Annotated in this window: 17 protein-coding genes and 1 riboswitch; of the genes, 13 read left to right on the forward strand and 4 right to left on the reverse strand. The window is 71.0% G+C overall.

Annotated elements, in window-relative coordinates:
- The first annotated feature begins 5 nt into the window (after nucleotides 1-5).
- From PJ985_RS17545 to PJ985_RS17555, 3 genes are all read left to right on the forward strand, one after another.
- Entirely contained in the window at nucleotides 6-401 is a 396-nt protein-coding gene (locus PJ985_RS17545) for a DUF742 domain-containing protein (RefSeq protein WP_271684749.1), read from the forward strand.
- Nucleotides 391-987: a GTP-binding protein gene (locus PJ985_RS17550; RefSeq protein WP_443033509.1), complete on the forward strand. Its 597-nt coding sequence runs from the start codon at nucleotides 391-393 to the stop codon at nucleotides 985-987. Before PJ985_RS17545 ends, PJ985_RS17550 begins: the two co-directional genes overlap by 11 nt.
- Nucleotides 988-1,318: 331 nt before the next feature.
- Nucleotides 1,319-3,331 (forward strand): acetoacetate--CoA ligase, encoded by a 2,013-nt coding sequence (locus PJ985_RS17555; RefSeq protein WP_271684751.1) that lies wholly within the window; start codon nucleotides 1,319-1,321, stop codon nucleotides 3,329-3,331.
- Between the two features lie 31 nt (nucleotides 3,332-3,362).
- Here PJ985_RS17555 and PJ985_RS17560 read toward each other — a convergent pair whose 3' ends face one another.
- Complete coding sequence (locus PJ985_RS17560) at nucleotides 3,363-3,677, reverse strand: DUF6191 domain-containing protein (RefSeq protein ID WP_271684752.1); 315 nt, start codon at nucleotides 3,675-3,677, stop codon at nucleotides 3,363-3,365.
- A 279-nt stretch (nucleotides 3,678-3,956) separates the two neighbouring features.
- Here PJ985_RS17560 and PJ985_RS17565 point away from each other — a divergent pair, with 279 nt between their 5' ends.
- Nucleotides 3,957-4,787, forward strand: a complete 831-nt coding sequence (locus tag PJ985_RS17565) for a hypothetical protein (protein WP_271684753.1) — start codon at nucleotides 3,957-3,959, stop codon at nucleotides 4,785-4,787.
- Nucleotides 4,788-4,806: 19 nt separating this feature from the next.
- Here the strand turns inward: PJ985_RS17565 and ptsP are convergent, their stop codons facing one another.
- Together ptsP and PJ985_RS17575 are read right to left on the reverse strand one after the other, a co-directional pair.
- The gene (gene ptsP, locus PJ985_RS17570) at nucleotides 4,807-6,477 is read right to left on the reverse strand and encodes a phosphoenolpyruvate--protein phosphotransferase (RefSeq protein WP_271684754.1); all 1,671 of its coding nucleotides are present in this window, start codon (nucleotides 6,475-6,477) and stop codon (nucleotides 4,807-4,809) included.
- Nucleotides 6,478-6,604: 127 nt separating this feature from the next.
- Complete coding sequence (locus tag PJ985_RS17575; RefSeq protein WP_271684825.1) at nucleotides 6,605-7,051, reverse strand: PTS sugar transporter subunit IIA; 447 nt, start codon at nucleotides 7,049-7,051, stop codon at nucleotides 6,605-6,607.
- Nucleotides 7,052-7,289: 238 nt separating this feature from the next.
- Here PJ985_RS17575 and PJ985_RS17580 point away from each other — a divergent pair, with 238 nt between their 5' ends.
- From PJ985_RS17580 to PJ985_RS17620, 9 genes are all read left to right on the forward strand, one after another.
- Nucleotides 7,290-7,898, forward strand: coding sequence for a CDP-alcohol phosphatidyltransferase family protein (locus PJ985_RS17580; RefSeq protein ID WP_271684755.1), 609 nt, complete (start codon nucleotides 7,290-7,292; stop codon nucleotides 7,896-7,898).
- Between the two features lie 123 nt (nucleotides 7,899-8,021).
- Nucleotides 8,022-10,517: a mannose-1-phosphate guanyltransferase gene (locus PJ985_RS17585; RefSeq protein WP_271684756.1), complete on the forward strand. Its 2,496-nt coding sequence runs from the start codon at nucleotides 8,022-8,024 to the stop codon at nucleotides 10,515-10,517.
- A 50-nt stretch (nucleotides 10,518-10,567) separates the two neighbouring features.
- Complete coding sequence (locus PJ985_RS17590) at nucleotides 10,568-11,473, forward strand: DUF881 domain-containing protein (protein WP_443033510.1); 906 nt, start codon at nucleotides 10,568-10,570, stop codon at nucleotides 11,471-11,473.
- Nucleotides 11,470-11,802 (forward strand): small basic family protein, encoded by a 333-nt coding sequence (locus PJ985_RS17595; protein ID WP_271684758.1) that lies wholly within the window; start codon nucleotides 11,470-11,472, stop codon nucleotides 11,800-11,802. The genes PJ985_RS17590 and PJ985_RS17595 overlap by 4 nt, the downstream gene beginning before the upstream one ends.
- Entirely contained in the window at nucleotides 11,799-12,722 is a 924-nt protein-coding gene (locus PJ985_RS17600; RefSeq protein ID WP_443033511.1) for a DUF881 domain-containing protein, read from the forward strand. The genes PJ985_RS17595 and PJ985_RS17600 overlap by 4 nt, the downstream gene beginning before the upstream one ends.
- 160 nt (nucleotides 12,723-12,882) lie before the next feature.
- Nucleotides 12,883-13,638, forward strand: coding sequence for an FHA domain-containing protein (locus PJ985_RS17605; RefSeq protein WP_333909869.1), 756 nt, complete (start codon nucleotides 12,883-12,885; stop codon nucleotides 13,636-13,638).
- 78 nt (nucleotides 13,639-13,716) lie between these two features.
- Nucleotides 13,717-14,187 (forward strand): bifunctional nuclease family protein, encoded by a 471-nt coding sequence (locus PJ985_RS17610; protein WP_271684761.1) that lies wholly within the window; start codon nucleotides 13,717-13,719, stop codon nucleotides 14,185-14,187.
- A 148-nt stretch (nucleotides 14,188-14,335) separates the two neighbouring features.
- Nucleotides 14,336-14,935, forward strand: coding sequence for a MerR family transcriptional regulator (locus PJ985_RS17615; protein ID WP_443033512.1), 600 nt, complete (start codon nucleotides 14,336-14,338; stop codon nucleotides 14,933-14,935).
- Between the two features lie 81 nt (nucleotides 14,936-15,016).
- The gene (locus PJ985_RS17620; protein ID WP_271684762.1) at nucleotides 15,017-16,450 is read left to right on the forward strand and encodes a DNA polymerase IV; all 1,434 of its coding nucleotides are present in this window, start codon (nucleotides 15,017-15,019) and stop codon (nucleotides 16,448-16,450) included.
- Here the strand turns inward: PJ985_RS17620 and PJ985_RS17625 are convergent.
- On the reverse strand, nucleotides 16,351-16,743 hold the full coding sequence (locus tag PJ985_RS17625) for a PRC-barrel domain-containing protein (RefSeq protein ID WP_271684763.1): 393 nt from the start codon (nucleotides 16,741-16,743) through the stop codon (nucleotides 16,351-16,353). The genes PJ985_RS17620 and PJ985_RS17625 overlap by 100 nt on opposite strands.
- A gap of 280 nt (nucleotides 16,744-17,023) precedes the next feature.
- A riboswitch (glycine riboswitch) is annotated at nucleotides 17,024-17,118 on the forward strand.
- The last annotated feature ends 137 nt before the right edge of the window (nucleotides 17,119-17,255 follow it).

Here is a 17,255-nt window from a genome sequence, read left to right on the forward strand (position 1 = left end):
CCACCATGACCGAGGGCTGGTTCGACGACGACGCGGGGCCGGTGGTGCGGCCGTACGCCATGACGCGTGGCCGCACCCGGGCAAGCACGGGGGAGCCGCTGGATCTCATCGCACTGGTCACCGCTGAACCGGCCGGTCAGGATCCGGAGGCTCCGGAGGCCGTGCTGGCCGGCCGGGCCCCGGTGCCTGAGCATGCGGAGATCCTGCGCCGGTGCCGCCGGACCTCCGAATCAGTGGCCGAGCTGGCCACCGGCCTCGACCTTCCGGTCGGCGTGGTGCGGGTTCTGGTCAGCGACCTGCTCGACGCCGGTCTGGTGCGGGTCAGCCGCCCCGTACCCCCTGCCCGGCTGCCGGACGAGAACATACTCCGAGAGGTGATCGATGGTCTCCGTGCGCTCTGACAGCGACGCACCGCCCCCCTCGGACCCCATCGCGCTGAAGATCCTTGTCGCCGGAGGCTTCGGCGTGGGGAAGACGACGATGGTCGGGGCGGTCAGTGAGATCAAGACCCTGCGCACCGAGGAGCTGCTGACCGAGGCGGGCAGGCCGGTCGACGACCTCCACGGCGTCGAGCAGAAGCGCTCCACCACCGTGGCCATGGACTTCGGGCGCATCACCCTCAGCGAGCGGCTGGTGCTCTACCTCTTCGGGACACCCGGGCAGGAGCGCTTCTGGTTCCTCTGGGACGAACTGGCGCGCGGAGCCCTGGGCGCGGTGGTTCTGGCCGACACCCGGCGCCTGACGGACAGCTTCGCCGCGGTGGACTACTTCGAGCACCGCCGGCTGCCCTTCGCCGTGGCCGTCAACTGTTTCGAAGGAGCCGAACGGCACCCGCCGGAGACCGTCCGGCAGGCGCTCGACCTCGATGCCGACGTCCCCGTGGTGCTCTGCGACGCCCGCCAGCGGTCGTCCGCCCGCAATGCTCTGGTGGCCCTGGTGGAACACGCGCTGAGCCGCTCGGCCCGGCCGGACCCCGCCCCCCGCTGATCGGCCGCGGCTTCCCGCGGCGTGTCCTGTCCGTGTACCGAACCCGTGACAGCCGGATCCGGGACGAACCGCCCCCCGGAGGGCGGCGTCCAGTGCAGTGACAGCGGCGGTCCGGAACCCACGGGGGTGGCCCCGGCACCGCCGCTGCTCCCCTCCGCCGCTCGCCGCTTCCGGCGTGTGGCGGCCGCACGTGCCGGGACCCGCGCATATGGGCGGTCCACCCTGGTGCCCGTGCGCCCGGCATGGCATCGTCTCGCAGAGCCGCGTCACGCGCACATCCCGCACGTGCGCGGAGATGACGCACACCCACGCGTACCTTCCGGGAGCCGCCATGACCGCAGCGCACGCCGCATCACCCTCCGGACCGACGCCCCTGTGGGAGCCCGGGCCGGACCGGATCGCCGCGGCCGGGCTGACCCGGTTCCACTCCTGGGCGGCGGAGACGCACGGTGCCCCGTCCCCGGTGCCGGGCGACCCCGGGGCGAGTTACGCGGCGCTGCACCACTGGTCCGTCACCGCGCTCGACACCTTCTGGCAGTCGGTCACCTCCTGGTTCGGGGTGTCCTTCGCGACCCCGCCCGAGGACGTGCTGGCAGACCGGTCCATGCCGGGCGCCCGCTGGTTTCCCGGCGCCACCCTCAACTACGCCGAGCATGCTCTCCGGGCAGGCCTGGACCCGGAGCGGGCCGGTTCACCCGCGCTGCTGTGCGTGGACGAGCGGCAGGAGCCCCGGGCAGTGACCTGGGCCGAGCTGCGGGGACAAGTGGGCTCCCTGGCCGAGGAGCTCCGGAAGCTGGGCGTGCAACCCGGTGACCGGGTCAGCGGCTACCTTCCGAACATCCCGGAGGCGGTCGTCGCGCTGCTCGCCACCGCCGCGGTCGGGGCCGTCTGGACCTCCTGTGCGCCGGACTTCGGGGCCCGCAGCGTGCTGGACCGCTTCCAGCAGGTCGAACCCGTCGTGCTGTTCACCGTCGACGGCTACCGGTACGGCGGCAAGGAGCACGACCGCACCGCCACCGTGGCGGAGCTGCGGGGCGCCCTGCCCAGCCTGCGTGCCGTTGTCCACGTCCCCTTGCTGGGCACGCCGCCGCCCGGGGGAGCGCTGGAGTGGGCGGCGCTCATCTCCGGCAGCCGCGAGCCGGAGTTCACGCACGTCCCCTTCGACCACCCGTTGTGGGTCCTGTACTCCTCCGGGACCACCGGACTCCCCAAGGCGATCGTCCAGTCCCAGGGCGGCATCCTCGTCGAGCACCTCAAGCAGCTCGGCCTGCACTGTGACCTGGGCCCCGGTGACCGGATCTTCTGGTACACCTCAACCGGCTGGATGATGTGGAACTTCCTGGTCTCCGGGCTGCTGGTCGGCTCCACCGTCGTGCTCCACGACGGGAGTCCCGGCTACCCGGACACCGCCGCGCAGTGGCGGGTGGCCGAGCTGACCCGCCCCACGCTCTTCGGCACCTCGGCCGCCTATGTGATGGCGTGTGCGAAGGCGGACGTGCACCCCGGACGTGACTTCGACCTGTCGCACACCCGGTGCGTGGCCACCACCGGTTCCCCTCTGCCCCCGGACGGCTTCCGCTGGCTGCACGACGAGGTGGCCCAGGACCTGTGGATCGCCTCGGTCAGTGGGGGAACGGACGTCTGCAGCTGTTTCGCCGGGGCCGTGCCCACCCTGCCGGTCCACATCGGTGAGCTTCAGGCCCCCGGTCTGGGGACCGACCTGCAGGCCTGGGACCCGCAGGGACGCCCGCTCGTCGACGAAGTGGGTGAACTGGTCGTCACCACCCCCATGCCGTCCATGCCGGTCCGGTTCTGGAACGACCCGGACGGCTCCCGCTACCGGGACAGCTACTTCGACATGTACCCAGGGGTGTGGCGGCACGGCGACTGGACCACCGTGACCTCGCGCGGCAGTGTCATCATCCACGGGCGGTCGGACTCCACGCTCAACCGGCAGGGCGTCCGGATGGGGTCCGCCGACATCTACGAGGCGGTGGAGCGGCTTCCGGAAGTCCGCGAGTCCCTGGTCATCGGGGTGGAGGAGCCGGACGGGGGCTACTGGATGCCGCTGTTCGTCCATCTGGCGGCGGGCGCGGTCCTGGACGACTCCCTGCGGGACCGCATCCGGCGCACGATCAGGGCGGAGCTCTCGCCCCGCCACGTACCCGACGAGATCCTCGAAATCCAGGGTGTCCCGCACACCCTCACGGGCAAGCGCATCGAGGTTCCCGTGAAGCGGCTGCTGCAGGGCGTGCCGATGGAACGTGCCGTCAATCCCGGTTCCGTGGACGACCTGGAGCTGCTGCGGCACTTCGAGCGGCTGGGCCGCGCACGCACCTCCTGAACGCAGGGCCCGGTCCGGGGCGGTGGTCCGGTCAGCCGCCGCCCCGCAGCCGGATCACCGCGGTGCCCAGGTCCAGATCCACCCGGGACCGCGGCGGAGCCCCGTCCCCCTCCTCGTCCTTGAGCATCCGGGTGACCTCTCGCTGCGCCAGCTCGGTTTCCTTGCCCGGAAGCAGGCTCACGTGCAGCATCTCGAAACCGGTCGCCGACAGCTGGCCGCGGTCCGCGTTCCCCCGCCACGGGATGATTCCGGCACGTCCGGCGCGCAGCAGCAGCTGTTCGGTGAAGGCCACCGCCGTCAACAGGATGACAAGGCCTGGCAGCGTCATGAAGAAGATGAACTCCATGCCCTCTGCTCCCCTCCGTAGGCGGTGTGCTTCCACGGTTAAGTATGCACACGCAACGCGGTGTTCACCGGTCCCGGGAGGTGCCTGCAGGGAGAGGCGAACGGGAGCGTGAGCGGCTGTCAGTACCTGTCACTACGGTGAGTGCTCATCGATCACCGCTCGCTCCAGGGAGGCGCCATGGCACGCACCGCAGGGCCGGCCGGCCGGGGTCACGGAAGAAGACGCGGGGGACGCCGTCCGCCGGCGCTCCGGAGGATGCTCCGGGAGACAGCGTGCACGGTGGCAGTGGTCGCTGATGAGGCCGGGTTCGCCCGCATGCGCGGCTACCGCTCCTTCCGCTTCACCGACCACCCGGAGTACCTGCGCCATGTGGAGGCTCACCTGCGCGCGCTCACCGCACACGGCGGACACACCGGAGTGGTGCTGCTCGACCCCGGCGACTACGCGGACTACTGTGCGGAGTTCCGGCTGGATCCCGACTCGGCGGAGAGCCGTGCCCGGTACACCGCGGAGACTGCCCACCGCGGAGCTGCGGTGCGCTACCGAGGCCAGCGGATCGGCCGGCTGATCCCGGGGCTGCTCGCCGAGCACGACCGGCAGCTGGCCTGGGAGTCCGCCTCGGCCGAGCTCGCCGGGGCCGGGCTGTGCGCAGGGTGCGGACGGTCGCGGGCCGTCTGCCTCTTCGATCACGCCACCCGGGTGCTGACGGCCGCGGTCGGCAGCGCCGGCCCCGGCCTGCACCACGCGGTGTGCACGGTCCTTCACGGCGAGGAGCCACTGACCGCGGCCCTGCACGCCGAGGTTCCCGAGGAAGGGGCACCGCTCGTTCCCGACCGGCACGCGCTGGTGTTCTGCACTGTCCTGGCCGCAGGACTGGCGAGCAGCGCCGCAGGCGGCCTGGTCCTGAGGTCCGGTCCCGTTCCGGGTACCGGCCCGGGGAGGGAGACGGTCCGCGGCTGGAGTCTGACGCGGGGCCGGCTGCGCGCACTGAGTGAGGCGGAGGTCTTCGCGGCCTACTGCACAGATCCGCAGACGGGTGAGCCGGTGCCACCGGAGGCCGGAGTCGTCCACCGTCCGGGCACCGGCCTCCCGCCCTACCCGTGCGGCTGACCGGGGCGACCGGCGGCGGTCACTCGCCGGAGAGCACCCCGGTGGCGGCCGCGCGGGCCTGCTCCGCGCTGTCCGCCGCCCTCGCGGCGGCGGCGGCGCGCTCGCACTGAGCCAGAGTGTGCTGGGCCAGTGCGCTGCGCACATAGGGAATTGCGGGCGCGCCCATCGACAGGCTGGTCACTCCGAGGCCGGTCAGCACACAGGCGAGCAGCGGATCGGAGGCAGCTTCGCCGCACACCCCGCAGCTCTTCCCCTCGGCCTTGCCCGCTTCGGCGGCCAGGGCCACCAGGTCGAGCAGCGCCGGCTGCCACGGGTCCTGCAGCCTGGAGAGCGCTCCCGCCTGCCGGTCGGCGGCGAAGGTGTACTGCGCCAGGTCGTTCGTCCCGACGGAGAGGAACTCCACCTCCTGCAGTACGGAGCGGGCCCGCAGCGCGGCGGAGGGGATTTCCACCATGGCGCCGCACTTCGCCTGCAGCCCTGCTTCCCGGCAGGCCTCCGCGAATGCCCGGGCGTCCGTCCGGTCGGCCACCATCGGGGCCATGACCTCGAGATAGACCGGCAGGCCCTCGGCTGCCTCGGCCAGAGCGGCCAGCTGGCCGTGCAGCACGTCGGGGTGCTGGAGCAGGGTGCGCAGCCCGCGGACACCCAGCGCCGGATTCGGTTCCTCGGCCTGGCCGAGGAAGCTCAGCGGCTTGTCCGCGCCCGCGTCCAGTACCCGGACCACCACGCGGCTCTCGGGAAAGGCCTGGAGGACTTCGCGGTAGGTCCGGGTCTGCCGTTCCCGCGAGGGAGCCGCGCCGCCGCTGTCGAGAAACAGGAACTCCGTGCGGAACAGGCCGACGCCCTCAGCGCCCGCCTCGATCGCGGCCGGCACGTCCTCGGGCCCTCCGATATTGGCCAGCAGCGGCACCTTGTGTCCGTCGGAGGTCGCCCCCGGACCGATGGTGGCCGAGAGCGCGGCCCGGCGCTCCTCGGCGGCCCGGGCCAGCGCCGCCTGCTCGTCCGCGTCCGGCGCCACCATGACTTCGCCCGAGCTGCCGTCCACCGCCACCACGATGCCCTCGGCCAGTTTCCCGGCGCCCGGCAGGGCCACCACCGCGGGAACGCCCAGGGCCCGCGCCAGGATGGCGCTGTGGCTGGTCGGGCCACCTTCCTCGGTGACGAAGCCGAGGACGAGGGCCGGGTCGAGCAGGGCGGTGTCGGCGGGGGCGAGATCCCGGGCGACGAGTACGTAGGGCTGGTCGCTGTCCGGGACGCCGGGCATCGGCACCCCGAGCAGCCGGGCCACGATGCGGTTCCGCACGTCGTCCAGGTCGGCCACCCGTCCGGCGAGGTACTCTCCCGCCCCGGCGAGCAGTGCCCGGTAGGCGGAGAGTGCGTCGTAGACGGCGCGTTCGGCTGTGCTGCCGACAGCGATCCGGCGTTCCACGTCGGATCGCAGCTCAGGGTCCCGGGCCATCATGGCCTGGGCTTCCAGTACGGCCTGTGCCTCGCCGCCCGCCAGGTTGCCCCGCGCGACCAGATCGGCGGCGACCGCCTCGACCGCCTGCCGCGCCCGGGCCTGTTCCCGGGGTGCGTCCTGCGGGGCGATCCGGTGTGTCGGGGGCTCGAGAGCGGCCGTGCCCATGTGCCGGACCTCGCCGATCGCCACCCCGTGGCTTACCCCGACTCCTCGAAGCGTGGTGTCCATCGGCAACTCCTTCGCGGGGGACCGCCGGAGTGAGCCGGCGGGACATGTCGATCCCTTGCCCGGTGGCGCGGAGCCACCCGTTCGCGGTGCTCGCGCCGTCCGTGCAGTGGCCGTTCACCGTGCGATGTCAGAGGAGGAACAGCCTGTCGCCCGCCTTGACATCCGTGTCCCGGGCCACCTCCGACAGCCCGGCGGCGGGGGTCTCCAGCGCCACTACCGGCACCACCGGGGACTTCCCGGCTGCTCGCACGGCTGCCGGATTCCAGTGGACGAGGGCCTGGCCACGCCGCACCGTGTCGCCCTTCGCCGCCAGCAGTTCGAAGCCCGCACCGCCGAGCTGCACGGTGTCGATGCCCAGGTGCGTCAGGATCCCCGGGCCCTTCCCGTCAACGATCACGAAGGCGTGCGGGTGGAACGAGACAAGGACGCCGTCGACCGGGGCAACCGCGTCGCATGGTTCCCGCACCGGATCGACCGCCGTGCCCGGCCCCACCATTCCCACGGAGAACACCGGGTCGGGAACGCAGTCAAGCCCGATGGCCCGTCCGGCCAGAGGTGAGGAGACAGTGGTCATGAGCAGCCCTTCCAGGCAGACGATCACACCGTGAGTCGTCACTTTCCGGACGACGTGCCATACAAGAGCGTAAGTCATAAGAACCTTCCGGTCCGGTCGGAAACACCGCTCTGCGGCCCGCCCCGTGCCTGCCGGGCGGCGGCCGGTAGGGTCAGAAGCGGCCCCGCGGTGCACCGGAACGGACAGCGGAACAGCCGAACAGCCGAACAGCCGAACATGAGAACAGGAGGATGTCCGGGTGGAGCTCCAGGAGACGCGCGTCCAGACGAATCGGGTCTTCACCATCCCCAACATCCTGAGCATGGCCCGCCTCCTCGGCGTGCCGGTGTTCCTCTGGCTGGTTCTGTCACCCGTGTTCGACGGGCCCAACCGTGACGGCTGGGCGCTGCTGGTGCTTGCCGCCGGCGGAGTGAGCGACTACCTCGACGGCAAGCTCGCCCGCCGCTGGAATCAGGTCAGCGACCTCGGGCGGCTGCTCGATCCCGCCGCGGACCGGCTGTACATCCTGGCCACCCTCATCGGCCTGACCTGGCGGGAGATCCTCCCGCTGTGGCTCCCCGTCCTGCTGGTGGCCCGGGAACTGCTGCTGCTGGTCACGGTGTGGCTGCTCGACCGCAAGGGCTACGCGCCGCCACAGGTCAACTTCCTCGGCAAGGCCGCGACCTTCAATCTGATGTACGCCTTCCCGCTCCTCCTGCTGAGTGAGGGCACGGGAACCGTGTCGTCACTGGCTGCTATTTTCGGATGGGCGTTCGCCGGATGGGGTACAGCGTTGTACTGGTGGGCAGGGATTCTGTACGTGGTCCAGGTCCGCCGTTTGCTCAAGGCGGACGCCACGGCCGACTGAGCCCGCCTCCTGGCAGCGTCGCAGAGGCCTGGCGTCCACATGCCGCGTGACCCGTAATGCCCGGGACCTCCGGACGGGCGCGGTCGGCATGACTGTCGACTCTGCAAGGAGGACACTTCCGATATGAAGGCCGTCGTGATGGCCGGTGGCGAAGGCACCCGGCTCCGCCCGATGACATCGAGCATGCCCAAGCCACTGCTGCCCGTGGTGAACCGCCCGATCATGGAACACGTGCTCCGGCTGCTGAAGCGCCACGGTCTCACCGAGACCGTGGTCACCGTGCAGTTCCTCGCCTCCCTCGTCAAGAACTACTTCGGGGACGGCGAAGAGCTCGGGATGGACCTGACGTACGCGAATGAGGAGAAGCCGCTGGGCACGGCGGGAAGTGTGAAAAACGCAGAGGAGGCGCTGAAGGACGATTCCTTCCTCGTCATCTCCGGCGACGCGCTCACCGACTTCGACCTGACCGAGCTCATCGCGTTCCACCGGGAACGCGGGGCCCTGGTCACCGTCTGTCTCACCCGGGTTCCCAACCCCCTGGAATTCGGCATCACCATCGTCGACGAGGAGGGGCGGGTCGAGCGGTTCCTGGAGAAGCCCACCTGGGGGCAGGTCTTCTCCGACACCGTCAACACCGGGATCTACGTCATGGAGCCCGAGGTGTTCGACTACGTCGACCCGGATGTATCGGTCGACTGGTCGGGTGACGTCTTCCCGCGGCTGCTGAAGGAGGGCCGCCCCATCTACGGCTACGTCGCAGAGGGGTACTGGGAGGATGTCGGCACCCACGAGAGCTATGTGAAGGCGCAGGCGGACGTTCTCGAGGGCAAGGTCGACGTCGACATCGACGGCTTCGAGATCTCGCCGGGCGTGTGGATCGCCGAGGGCGCCGAGGTGCACCCCGACGCCACGCTCCGCGGTCCGCTGTACGTGGGCGACTACGCCAAGATCGAAGCCGGGGCGGAGGTCCGGGAGCACACCGTCATCGGCTCCAACGTCGTGGTGAAGGCTGACGCCTTCCTGCACCGGGCGGTGGTGCACGACAACGTCTACATCGGCCAGCAGACCAACCTTCGCGGCTGTGTGGTGGGCAAGAACACCGATGTCATGAGGGCGGCCCGGATCGAGGACGGGGCGGTCATCGGAGACGAATGCCTGGTCGGTGAAGAATCGATTGTGCAGGGGAACGTCCGCGTCTACCCCTTCAAGACGGTGGAGGCCGGTGCCTTCGTCAACACCTCCGTCATCTGGGAGTCCCGCGGACAGGCCCACCTCTTCGGCGCGCGCGGCGTCTCGGGCATCCTGAACGTCGAGATCACCCCGGAACTGGCCGTCCGCCTCGCGAGCGCCTACGCCACCACTCTGAAGAAGGGCTCCACCGTCACCACCGCGCGTGACCACTCCCGTGGCGCGCGGGCACTCAAGCGGGCGGTGATCTCCGCCCTGCAGACCAGCGCGATCGATGTCCGGGACCTGGAGAATGTGCCCCTGCCCGTCGCACGCCAGCAGACCGCGCGGGGCAGCGCGGGCGGCATCATGATCCGCACCACTCCCGGGGTCACCGACTCCGTGGACATCATGTTCTTCGACGAACGGGGCGCGGACCTCTCGGCGGGAAGCCAGCGGAAGCTGGACCGCGTGTACGCCCGCCAGGAGTACCGCCGGGCTTTTCCCGGGGAGATCGGAGACCTGCACTTTCCCGCGAGTGTCTTCGACGCCTACACCGGCTCTCTGCTCCGTGCCGTCGACACGTCGGGAGCCAAGGACCCGGGCCTCAAGATCGTGGTGGACGCGGGAGGCGGCAGCGCCGGCCTGGTACTGCCCAGCCTGCTCGGGCGGCTCGGGGTCGAGTCGCTCACCATCAATCCCGGCCTCAACGAAGCCCGGCCCACCGAGACAGCCGAGGAGCGGCGCGCGGGTCTGGTGCGGCTGGGGGAGATCGTGTCCTCGGCCCGTGCCGCGTTCGGAGTGCGCTTCGACCCGGTGGGCGAGCGGCTGTCCCTGGTCGATGAGCGCGGCCGGATCATCGAGGACGACCGGGCCCTGCTGGTCATGCTGGACCTGGTGGCCGCCGAGCGGCGCAGTGGATGCGTCGCCCTTCCCGTGACCACCACCCGGATCGCCGAGCAAGTGGCCGCTTACCACGGTACCCAAGTGGAGTGGACCACCACGTCCCCCGGCGACCTCACCAGGGTCGCGCACAAGGACGCCACTGTCTTCGGAGGGGACGGGCGGGGCGGCTTCATCATCCCCGAGTTCAGCAGTGTCTTCGACGCCACCGCCGCTTTCGCGCGGCTCGTCGGCCTGGTGGCCCGCACCCAGCTGTCCCTCAGCCAGATCGACGCCCGGATCCCCCGGGCACACGTCCTGCGCCGTGATGTGGCCACCCCCTGGGCGGTCAAGGGGCTCGTCATGCGGCGCGTGGTCGAGGCGGCGGGGGACCGTCCCGTGGACACCACCGACGGGGTCCGGGTCGTCGAGCCGGACGGCCGGTGGGTCATGGTGCTGCCGGACCCGGCGGAAGCCGTGACCCACTTGTGGGCCGAAGGGCCGGATGAGGCAGCGGCGACGGAGCTGCTGGACACCTGGGCGGCGGTGGTCGACAGCGCCGAGCGCTGATCCCCCGCGTCCGGGGGCCCGTTGGGCCACCACGGTACCGGCGTGCAACGATGTCCGCCATGTCACCGCAGCCCGGACAGCGAGAACCGGCGGAGCCGTCGCGCCCCGATGCCTCCATGTCGCTGCTCACCGCGGTCATGGAGCACAGCCTCGACGAGGGTTACGAGGAAGCGGCGGCCCGCCGGAGGGCGGAGGGCAGGGCAGGGCTGCCGCGCACGGTGCGGGCCAAGCTCTGGCTGGCCGCCGGGCTCGTGCTCACCGCCACGGTCGTCACGCTCGGGGCCGCCCAGACCCATGTGACGGCCCCTGCCGTCGCCAAGGAGCGGGCCGAACTCCTCGACCGGATCGAGACCGGCACCGCGGAGACGGAGCGGCTCCAGGCGGAGGTCGACGCACTGCGGGAGACGGTGGCGGAGCAGCAGCGTGCCGCCCTGCGCCGGGAAGGGAGCGCCCGCGCCGACCTCATCGCCCTGCTGGCGGGGGACACAGCCGTCCGGGGCACCGGCCTGCAGCTGGTCGTGGACGACGCCGTGGGAACGGGGCACGGGCTGGGGGACGGTCCCCGGGACAGTCCTGGTTTCTCCGATTCCGGACGGGTACGCGACCGTGACCTGCAGCGCGTGGTGAACGGGCTGTGGGCGGCCGGTGCGGAAGCCCTGTCGGTCAACGGCCAGCGGCTCACCGCGCTTTCCGCCGTCCGGGCGGCGGGGGACGCGATCCTGGTCGACAACCGGCCGCTCGCCCCGCCCTACACCGTACTGGCCGTGGGGGACGGCGCAGCCCTGCGGGAGGCCTTCGAGAACGGCCGGAACGGCCATGATCTGGCCGTTCTGCGCGATCACTACGGCATCCGGGTCAGCACCTCGGTCGAGGAAGAAGTGCACTTGCCCGCTGCTCCGAGCCTGGTGGTCCGGACCGCGGAGCCCATGGAGACTGGAGAGGGAAACACATCGTGATCGCCGTGCTGGGGCTCGTGCTGGGAGTTGTCATCGGAGTCCTCACCCGGCCGGTGGTGCCGACCGGGGTCGAGCCGTATCTGCCGATCGCGGTCGTCGCAGCGCTGGACGCCGTGTTCGGGGCACTGCGGGCACGACTCGACGGCAAGTTCGACGACAAGGTCTTCGTGGTCTCCTTTCTGTCCAACGTCGTCGTGGCCGCGCTCATCGTTTTCCTCGGTGACCAGTTGGGAGTCGGAGCTCAGCTGTCGACCGGGGTGGTCGTGGTCTTCGGGATCCGGATCTTCTCCAACGCCGCGGCCATCCGCCGGCACATCTTCCGGGCGTGAGGCGGATGTCGGACAGGACGCCCGGTGGGAAGCCGGAGGAGACCCCGCACGGGAAGCTGGACCGGGGCGCCGGGGAGATTCCGCACTCCGGCCCGGAAACGGAGCCGGACGGCCGGGCTGCCGACCGGCCCGCACAGCGCTCCGTGACGGGTTCCGCCGGGGAGCCCGGGGCCGCTGTCCCGGGAGCGGCGCAGAGTCCGCCGGTCACCGGCCGGGCGGCCCTCCTGAGCGGGCTGTGGCCGCCGCGGGTGTCACGCGCCCAGCTGATCGTCGCCCTGCTGCTCTTCGTTCTCGGCCTGGGACTCGCCATCCAGGTGCGCGCAGCGGGTGAGGACGGCGCGCTGCGTGGCGCGCGCCCGGAGGATCTGGTGCGTATCCTCAGCGACCTGGACGAGCGCACCAGCCGGCTGGACGCGGAGAAGAGCCGCCTGGAGGAGCAGCGCACCGAGCTCGAGACCAGTTCGGACCAGGCGGAGGAGGCGCGGCGGCAGACCCGGGAGCGGGAGCGGCAGCTGGGTGTGCTCGCGGGAACGGTAGGAGCCGTGGGCCCCGGTATCGAGATCCGGATCAGTGATCCGTTCGGAGCGGTGGGGGCCGATATGCTGCTCGACGCGGTCCAGGAACTGCGGGCGGCCGGTGCTGAGGCGATGCAGATCAACGGCGTCCGGATCGTGGCGAGCACCTCGTTCGTGGACACCGGCAGTGCGGTCAGCATCGACGGGAAACGCGTCGATGCCCCCTTTCGGATAGCGGCGATCGGCCGGGCGCAGGACCTGGAGCCGGCCCTCAGCATTCCCGGCGGCGTCGTACAGTCCCTGGAGAAGGAACAGGCGACGGTGTCCATCGAGCGCCCGGAGGAGGTCACCGTGGATGCCTTGCGTTCGCCTGAGCGACCTGACTACGCTCAGTCGTCATCGTGAGGGCGTGCGGGATCACCGGGGGCGACGGGTCATCGGCGCCGCGGTGGGGGAAACTGAACCGTGGCCGCGGACGTTGTCATGAACGACTGCTGTGGCCTGTGAGAAACAACGGACCGTTTCGTCCACGGATGAGGCGGGCTAGGTGCGAGGGGAATCGTCGGTGAGTTTTTTCACTAAATTGTTCGGCAGGCGGCAGGGCGGCACGGGGAGTGCCGCACGGCACCGCGCCGGCCAGCCCGGCGATACCCCGTCCGAGGTGCCGTCCGGCGGGAGCGACCGGCCCCTCTTCCGGGACGAGGTGGGCGGCGGAGGTGCCGACGGAGGGCGTTCCCAGGCTTTGGCGCAGCAGGCCGGCGGCATAGGTCCCGGGGAACCGTCGGCTTCCGCGCTCACCTGCGCGAAGTGCGGCAGCCGGAACGCGGCCACGAGCCGCTTCTGCTCCTACTGCGGCAACGCGCTGCGGTCGGGCCGGCCGGTTGCCGAGGGGCCGTCGGAGACGACCTCCACGATCTCCATCACGGGCCTGGAGGCCTACGAGACCGAGGCCGCGGGGCAGGCGACGCCCTCGCTGTCCCCCGAGGCGCAGGCGGCGGTCGACGCGCTGCCTGCAGGCTCGGCGCTGCTCATCGTCCGCCGCGGGCCGAACGCCGGCAGCCGCTTCCTGCTGGACGGGGAGCTGACCACGGCGGGCCGCCATCCCGAGAGTGACATCTTCCTCGACGACGTGACGGTCTCGCGGCGGCACGTGGAGTTCCGGAGGCGGGCCGAGGGCGGGTACACCGTCGTGGACATCGGCAGCCTCAACGGCACCTACGTCAACCGGGAGCGGATCGATTCGGTCGTGCTCTCCAACGGCGACGAGGTACAGATCGGGAAGTACCGCCTGGTCTTCTTCGGCAGCCGGCATGGGGGCTGACGTGGTCCGCGGGTGTGTTCGCACCGCGTGGACGTGCTCGACTATCCAAACCGCCCGGGCACGACCTAGGGTTGCTGTGTGAACCAGCTCGACGTCGTGGGTGTCCGGGTCGAAATGCCCAACAACCAGCCCATCGTGCTCCTCCGCGAGGTAGGCGGCGACCGGTACCTCCCCATCTGGATCGGCCCCGGGGAGGCCACCGCCATTGCCTTTGCGCAGCAGGGCATGACTCCTGCCCGCCCACTGACGCATGACCTTTTCAAGGACGTGCTGGACGCGGTCGGCCAGGAACTCACTGCCGTACGCATCACCGACCTGCGGGACGGTGTCTTCTTCGCGGAGCTCGTCTTCGCGAGCGGAGTCGAAGTGAGTGCCCGTCCCTCCGATGCGATAGCCCTGGCGCTGAGGGTCGGCTCACCGATTTACGGCAGCGACGGAGTCCTGGATGACGCGGGGATCGTGATTCCCGATGAGCAGGAGGACGAGGTCGAGAGATTCCGGGAGTTCCTCGACCAGATCTCGCCCGAGGACTTCGGGAGCAGCCAGTAGCCGGGCGTGGCGATCATTGACGCACCGCAGGTGGGTGCTTAGCGTCAATGGGGCATGTCTTGGGCAGGGTCCTCTCCATGTGCCCGCGGGAGTGACACCCGGTGAGCTTTCCGGGGGTGCGAGCGAGGCATGCAGAACGGAGGCCGGCGTGACAGGTAACGGCGACAGCGGAGCGGTGGGCGGAGTGTCCGCGCTGCCGGGCACTGCTCCCCGTTCGGGACTGCGGCGGACGGTCGCTCCGCAGCGCGGCACGCAGGAGACGCTCGGTTACCGCGGGCCGAGTGCCTGCGCAGCGGCCGGCATCACCTACCGCCAGTTGGACTACTGGGCCCGTACCGGCCTGGTCGAGCCCAGCCTCCGCTCTGCGCACAGCCCGGGTACCCCCCGGCTCTACAGCTTCCGTGACGTGCTCGTCCTCAAGATCGTCAAACGGCTGCTCAACGCGGGCATGTCCCTGCAGAGCATCCGGGCGGCAGTGGCGGTGCTCCGCACCGAGGACATGGCCGAGCTGTCCCGAACGACCTTGATGAGCGATGGCGCCGCCGTCTACCGTTGCGCGTCGGTCGAGGAGATGGCCGAGCTTCTGCGGGGAGGTCGCGGCATCTTCGGGATCGCGGTGGGCGCCGTCCGGGCAGAGGTGGAGACCGCGCTCGCTCAGCTCCAGGCCGAGCGAGTGGAGGCGGGGAAAGCGGAGCCGGTGGACCATCCCGGAGACGAGCTGGCCCGTCGCCGCCGGCGCAGCGGCTGAGCGCGTTCCCCTTCGGGCGTCCGCGCCCGTCGACGCGGCCTGCGAGGGCGTGCGGCGGCTGGGTGAGGCACCATGCGGAGTGTGCGTGCCGTGCCGGCTGTTCTCCATCTCGACATGGACGCCTTCTTCGCCGCGGTGGAGCAGGCGGCCAAGCCGAGCCTGCGCGGCAAGCCGGTGGTGGTGGGTGGGCTGGGGATGAGGGGAGTGGTGGCCACCGCGTCGTACGAGGCTCGCCGGTTCGGGGTGCACTCCGCCATGCCGACCGCGCAGGCCAGGCGCCTGTGCCCGAACGCTGCGTATCTCTCGCCGCGCTTCGGGGTCTACCGGGAAGTCAGCGGGAGAGTTCTGGAGATTCTCGGCGAGTTGTCACCACTGGTCGAGCCGCTCAGCCTCGATGAGGCATTCGTCGACCTGGCAGCCGGGGAAGGGCCGGTCACCGCCGCAGGCGCCCGCCTCACCGGGGAGACGGTCCGCGCACGGATCCGGGAAGCCACTGGCCTGAGCGGTTCCGTGGGCCTGGCCGGATCCAAGATGCTTGCCAAGATCGCTTCCGAGCGTGCCAAACCCGACGGCCTGGTGGTGATCGAGCCGGGCACCGAACGCGGCTTCCTCGCACCGCTGCCGGTGCGTACCCTGCCGGGCGTCGGGCCGGCCACCGGGGCGGCTCTGCGAAGGGCCGGTATCACCACGGTCGGCGAGGCCGTGGTAGCAGGTGAGGCCGAACTGCTGCGGCTGCTGGGCCGGGCCCAGGGGGCGGCAGTCCACGCGATGGCCCATGGCATCGACGAACGCCCAGTGGTGGCGGAGCGGGACGCGAAGTCGATCTCCGTGGAGGACACCTTCGCCGAGGACGTCACCGACCGGGCACGGGTCCGCTTCGAAGCCGACCGCCTCGCGGAGCGCTGCGCCGGGAGACTGCGCGAGGCAGGCCGCTCGGCACGCACCGTCGTCCTCAAGGTCCGCCGCTACGACTTCTCCACCCTCACTCGTTCCGAGACGCTGCGTGGGCCCACCGATGACCCCGGAGTGATCCGGGAAGCCGCTGGCCGGCTCCTCGCGGGAGTGGACACCACCTCGGGGGTCCGGCTGCTGGGGGTGGCCGTCAGCGGCCTCGCGGATTTCACCCAGGAGGACCTCTTCGCCCAGACGGCGGAAGCCCGGGCGACGGAAGCGCGGCAGACGGCCGAGGGCCCGGTCGTGAGGAACGACGTCCCGGAGCGGATACCCGACCGCAGCTGGCTTCCCGGCCGTGACGTGACGCACGACCGTTACGGCCCCGGCTGGGTGCAGGGCAGCGGAGTGGGCCGGGTCACGGTGCGTTTCGAACGCCCGGACAGCCCACCCGGGCGTGCCCGGACATTCCCGGCGGACGACCCCGCACTCCGGGCCGCTGAACCGCTGCCGCTCGGCACCGCTCACCCGTCCTCCTGGTCGGAGGGTCCTGCCAGCCGTCCGAAGTCGCGGTCCGGCGCCGAGGAGTTCTCCGACCGGGCCCCCGGCACATCCAGGCCGTAGTGGTGGTAGAGCTGCAGCTCCTGCTCCGGGGAGAGGTGCCGCCCCACCCCGAAGTCCGGCGCCTCCCTGATGAGGGCGCGGTCGAACGGCACTCGCAGTGTGTTGCCGACGAGCTCACTGGGCTCGAGCGGGACGAACGCGTCCCGGCTGAACATTCCGGTCCGCACCGCGGCCCATTCGGGTGTTCCCGTCGCATCGTCGAGGTAGACCTCGTCCACGGTGCCGAGCTTGTTGCCGTCACGGTCGAATGCTTTGCGGCCGATCAGACTGCGCGGATCGATATCGGTCTGCACGGTTCCTCCAGATGGTCGCCACTGCTCCCGTAAGCCCTTCCAGGGCCGCGTCACCCCGGGGCGTCCGGCGCTGGCGGCACCGGCCCGGTGGGAAGGGGACGCGGAGGACACCGGCTCCTGCGCCGGTGTCCGGAGCGCCGCGCACGTACGACAGGGAACAGCCCCGGGACGTGCGCGCACACCTCAGGTCCTACCCAAGGACACTTTTCCCCTACCGGCCAGTCGAGCCCCGTGCCCGGCCGAAGGCGAAGACGGCGCTGGTAGGCTCGGAAGTGGTTGACGACCTCGTGCGGGAGAGTCCGCCGGCCCGGCCGGCGGCGCCGAAGGAGCAACTCCTCCCCGGAATCTCTCAGGCACCCGTACCGCGCGGGCGAAGCCACTCTGGAAAGCAGAGGGACAGGACAGTCCTACTGTCCCGGCTCCTCTCACCGACGGTGAAAGCCGCATCCCGCCCAGGGGTGCGGTGAAGCTCTCAGGTCGACATGACAGAGGGGGAGGCTGCTCGGGCATCC

The organism is Streptomyces sp. ACA25 (genome assembly GCF_028200735.1).
Taxonomy (GTDB): Bacteria; Actinomycetota; Actinomycetes; order Streptomycetales; family Streptomycetaceae; genus Streptomyces.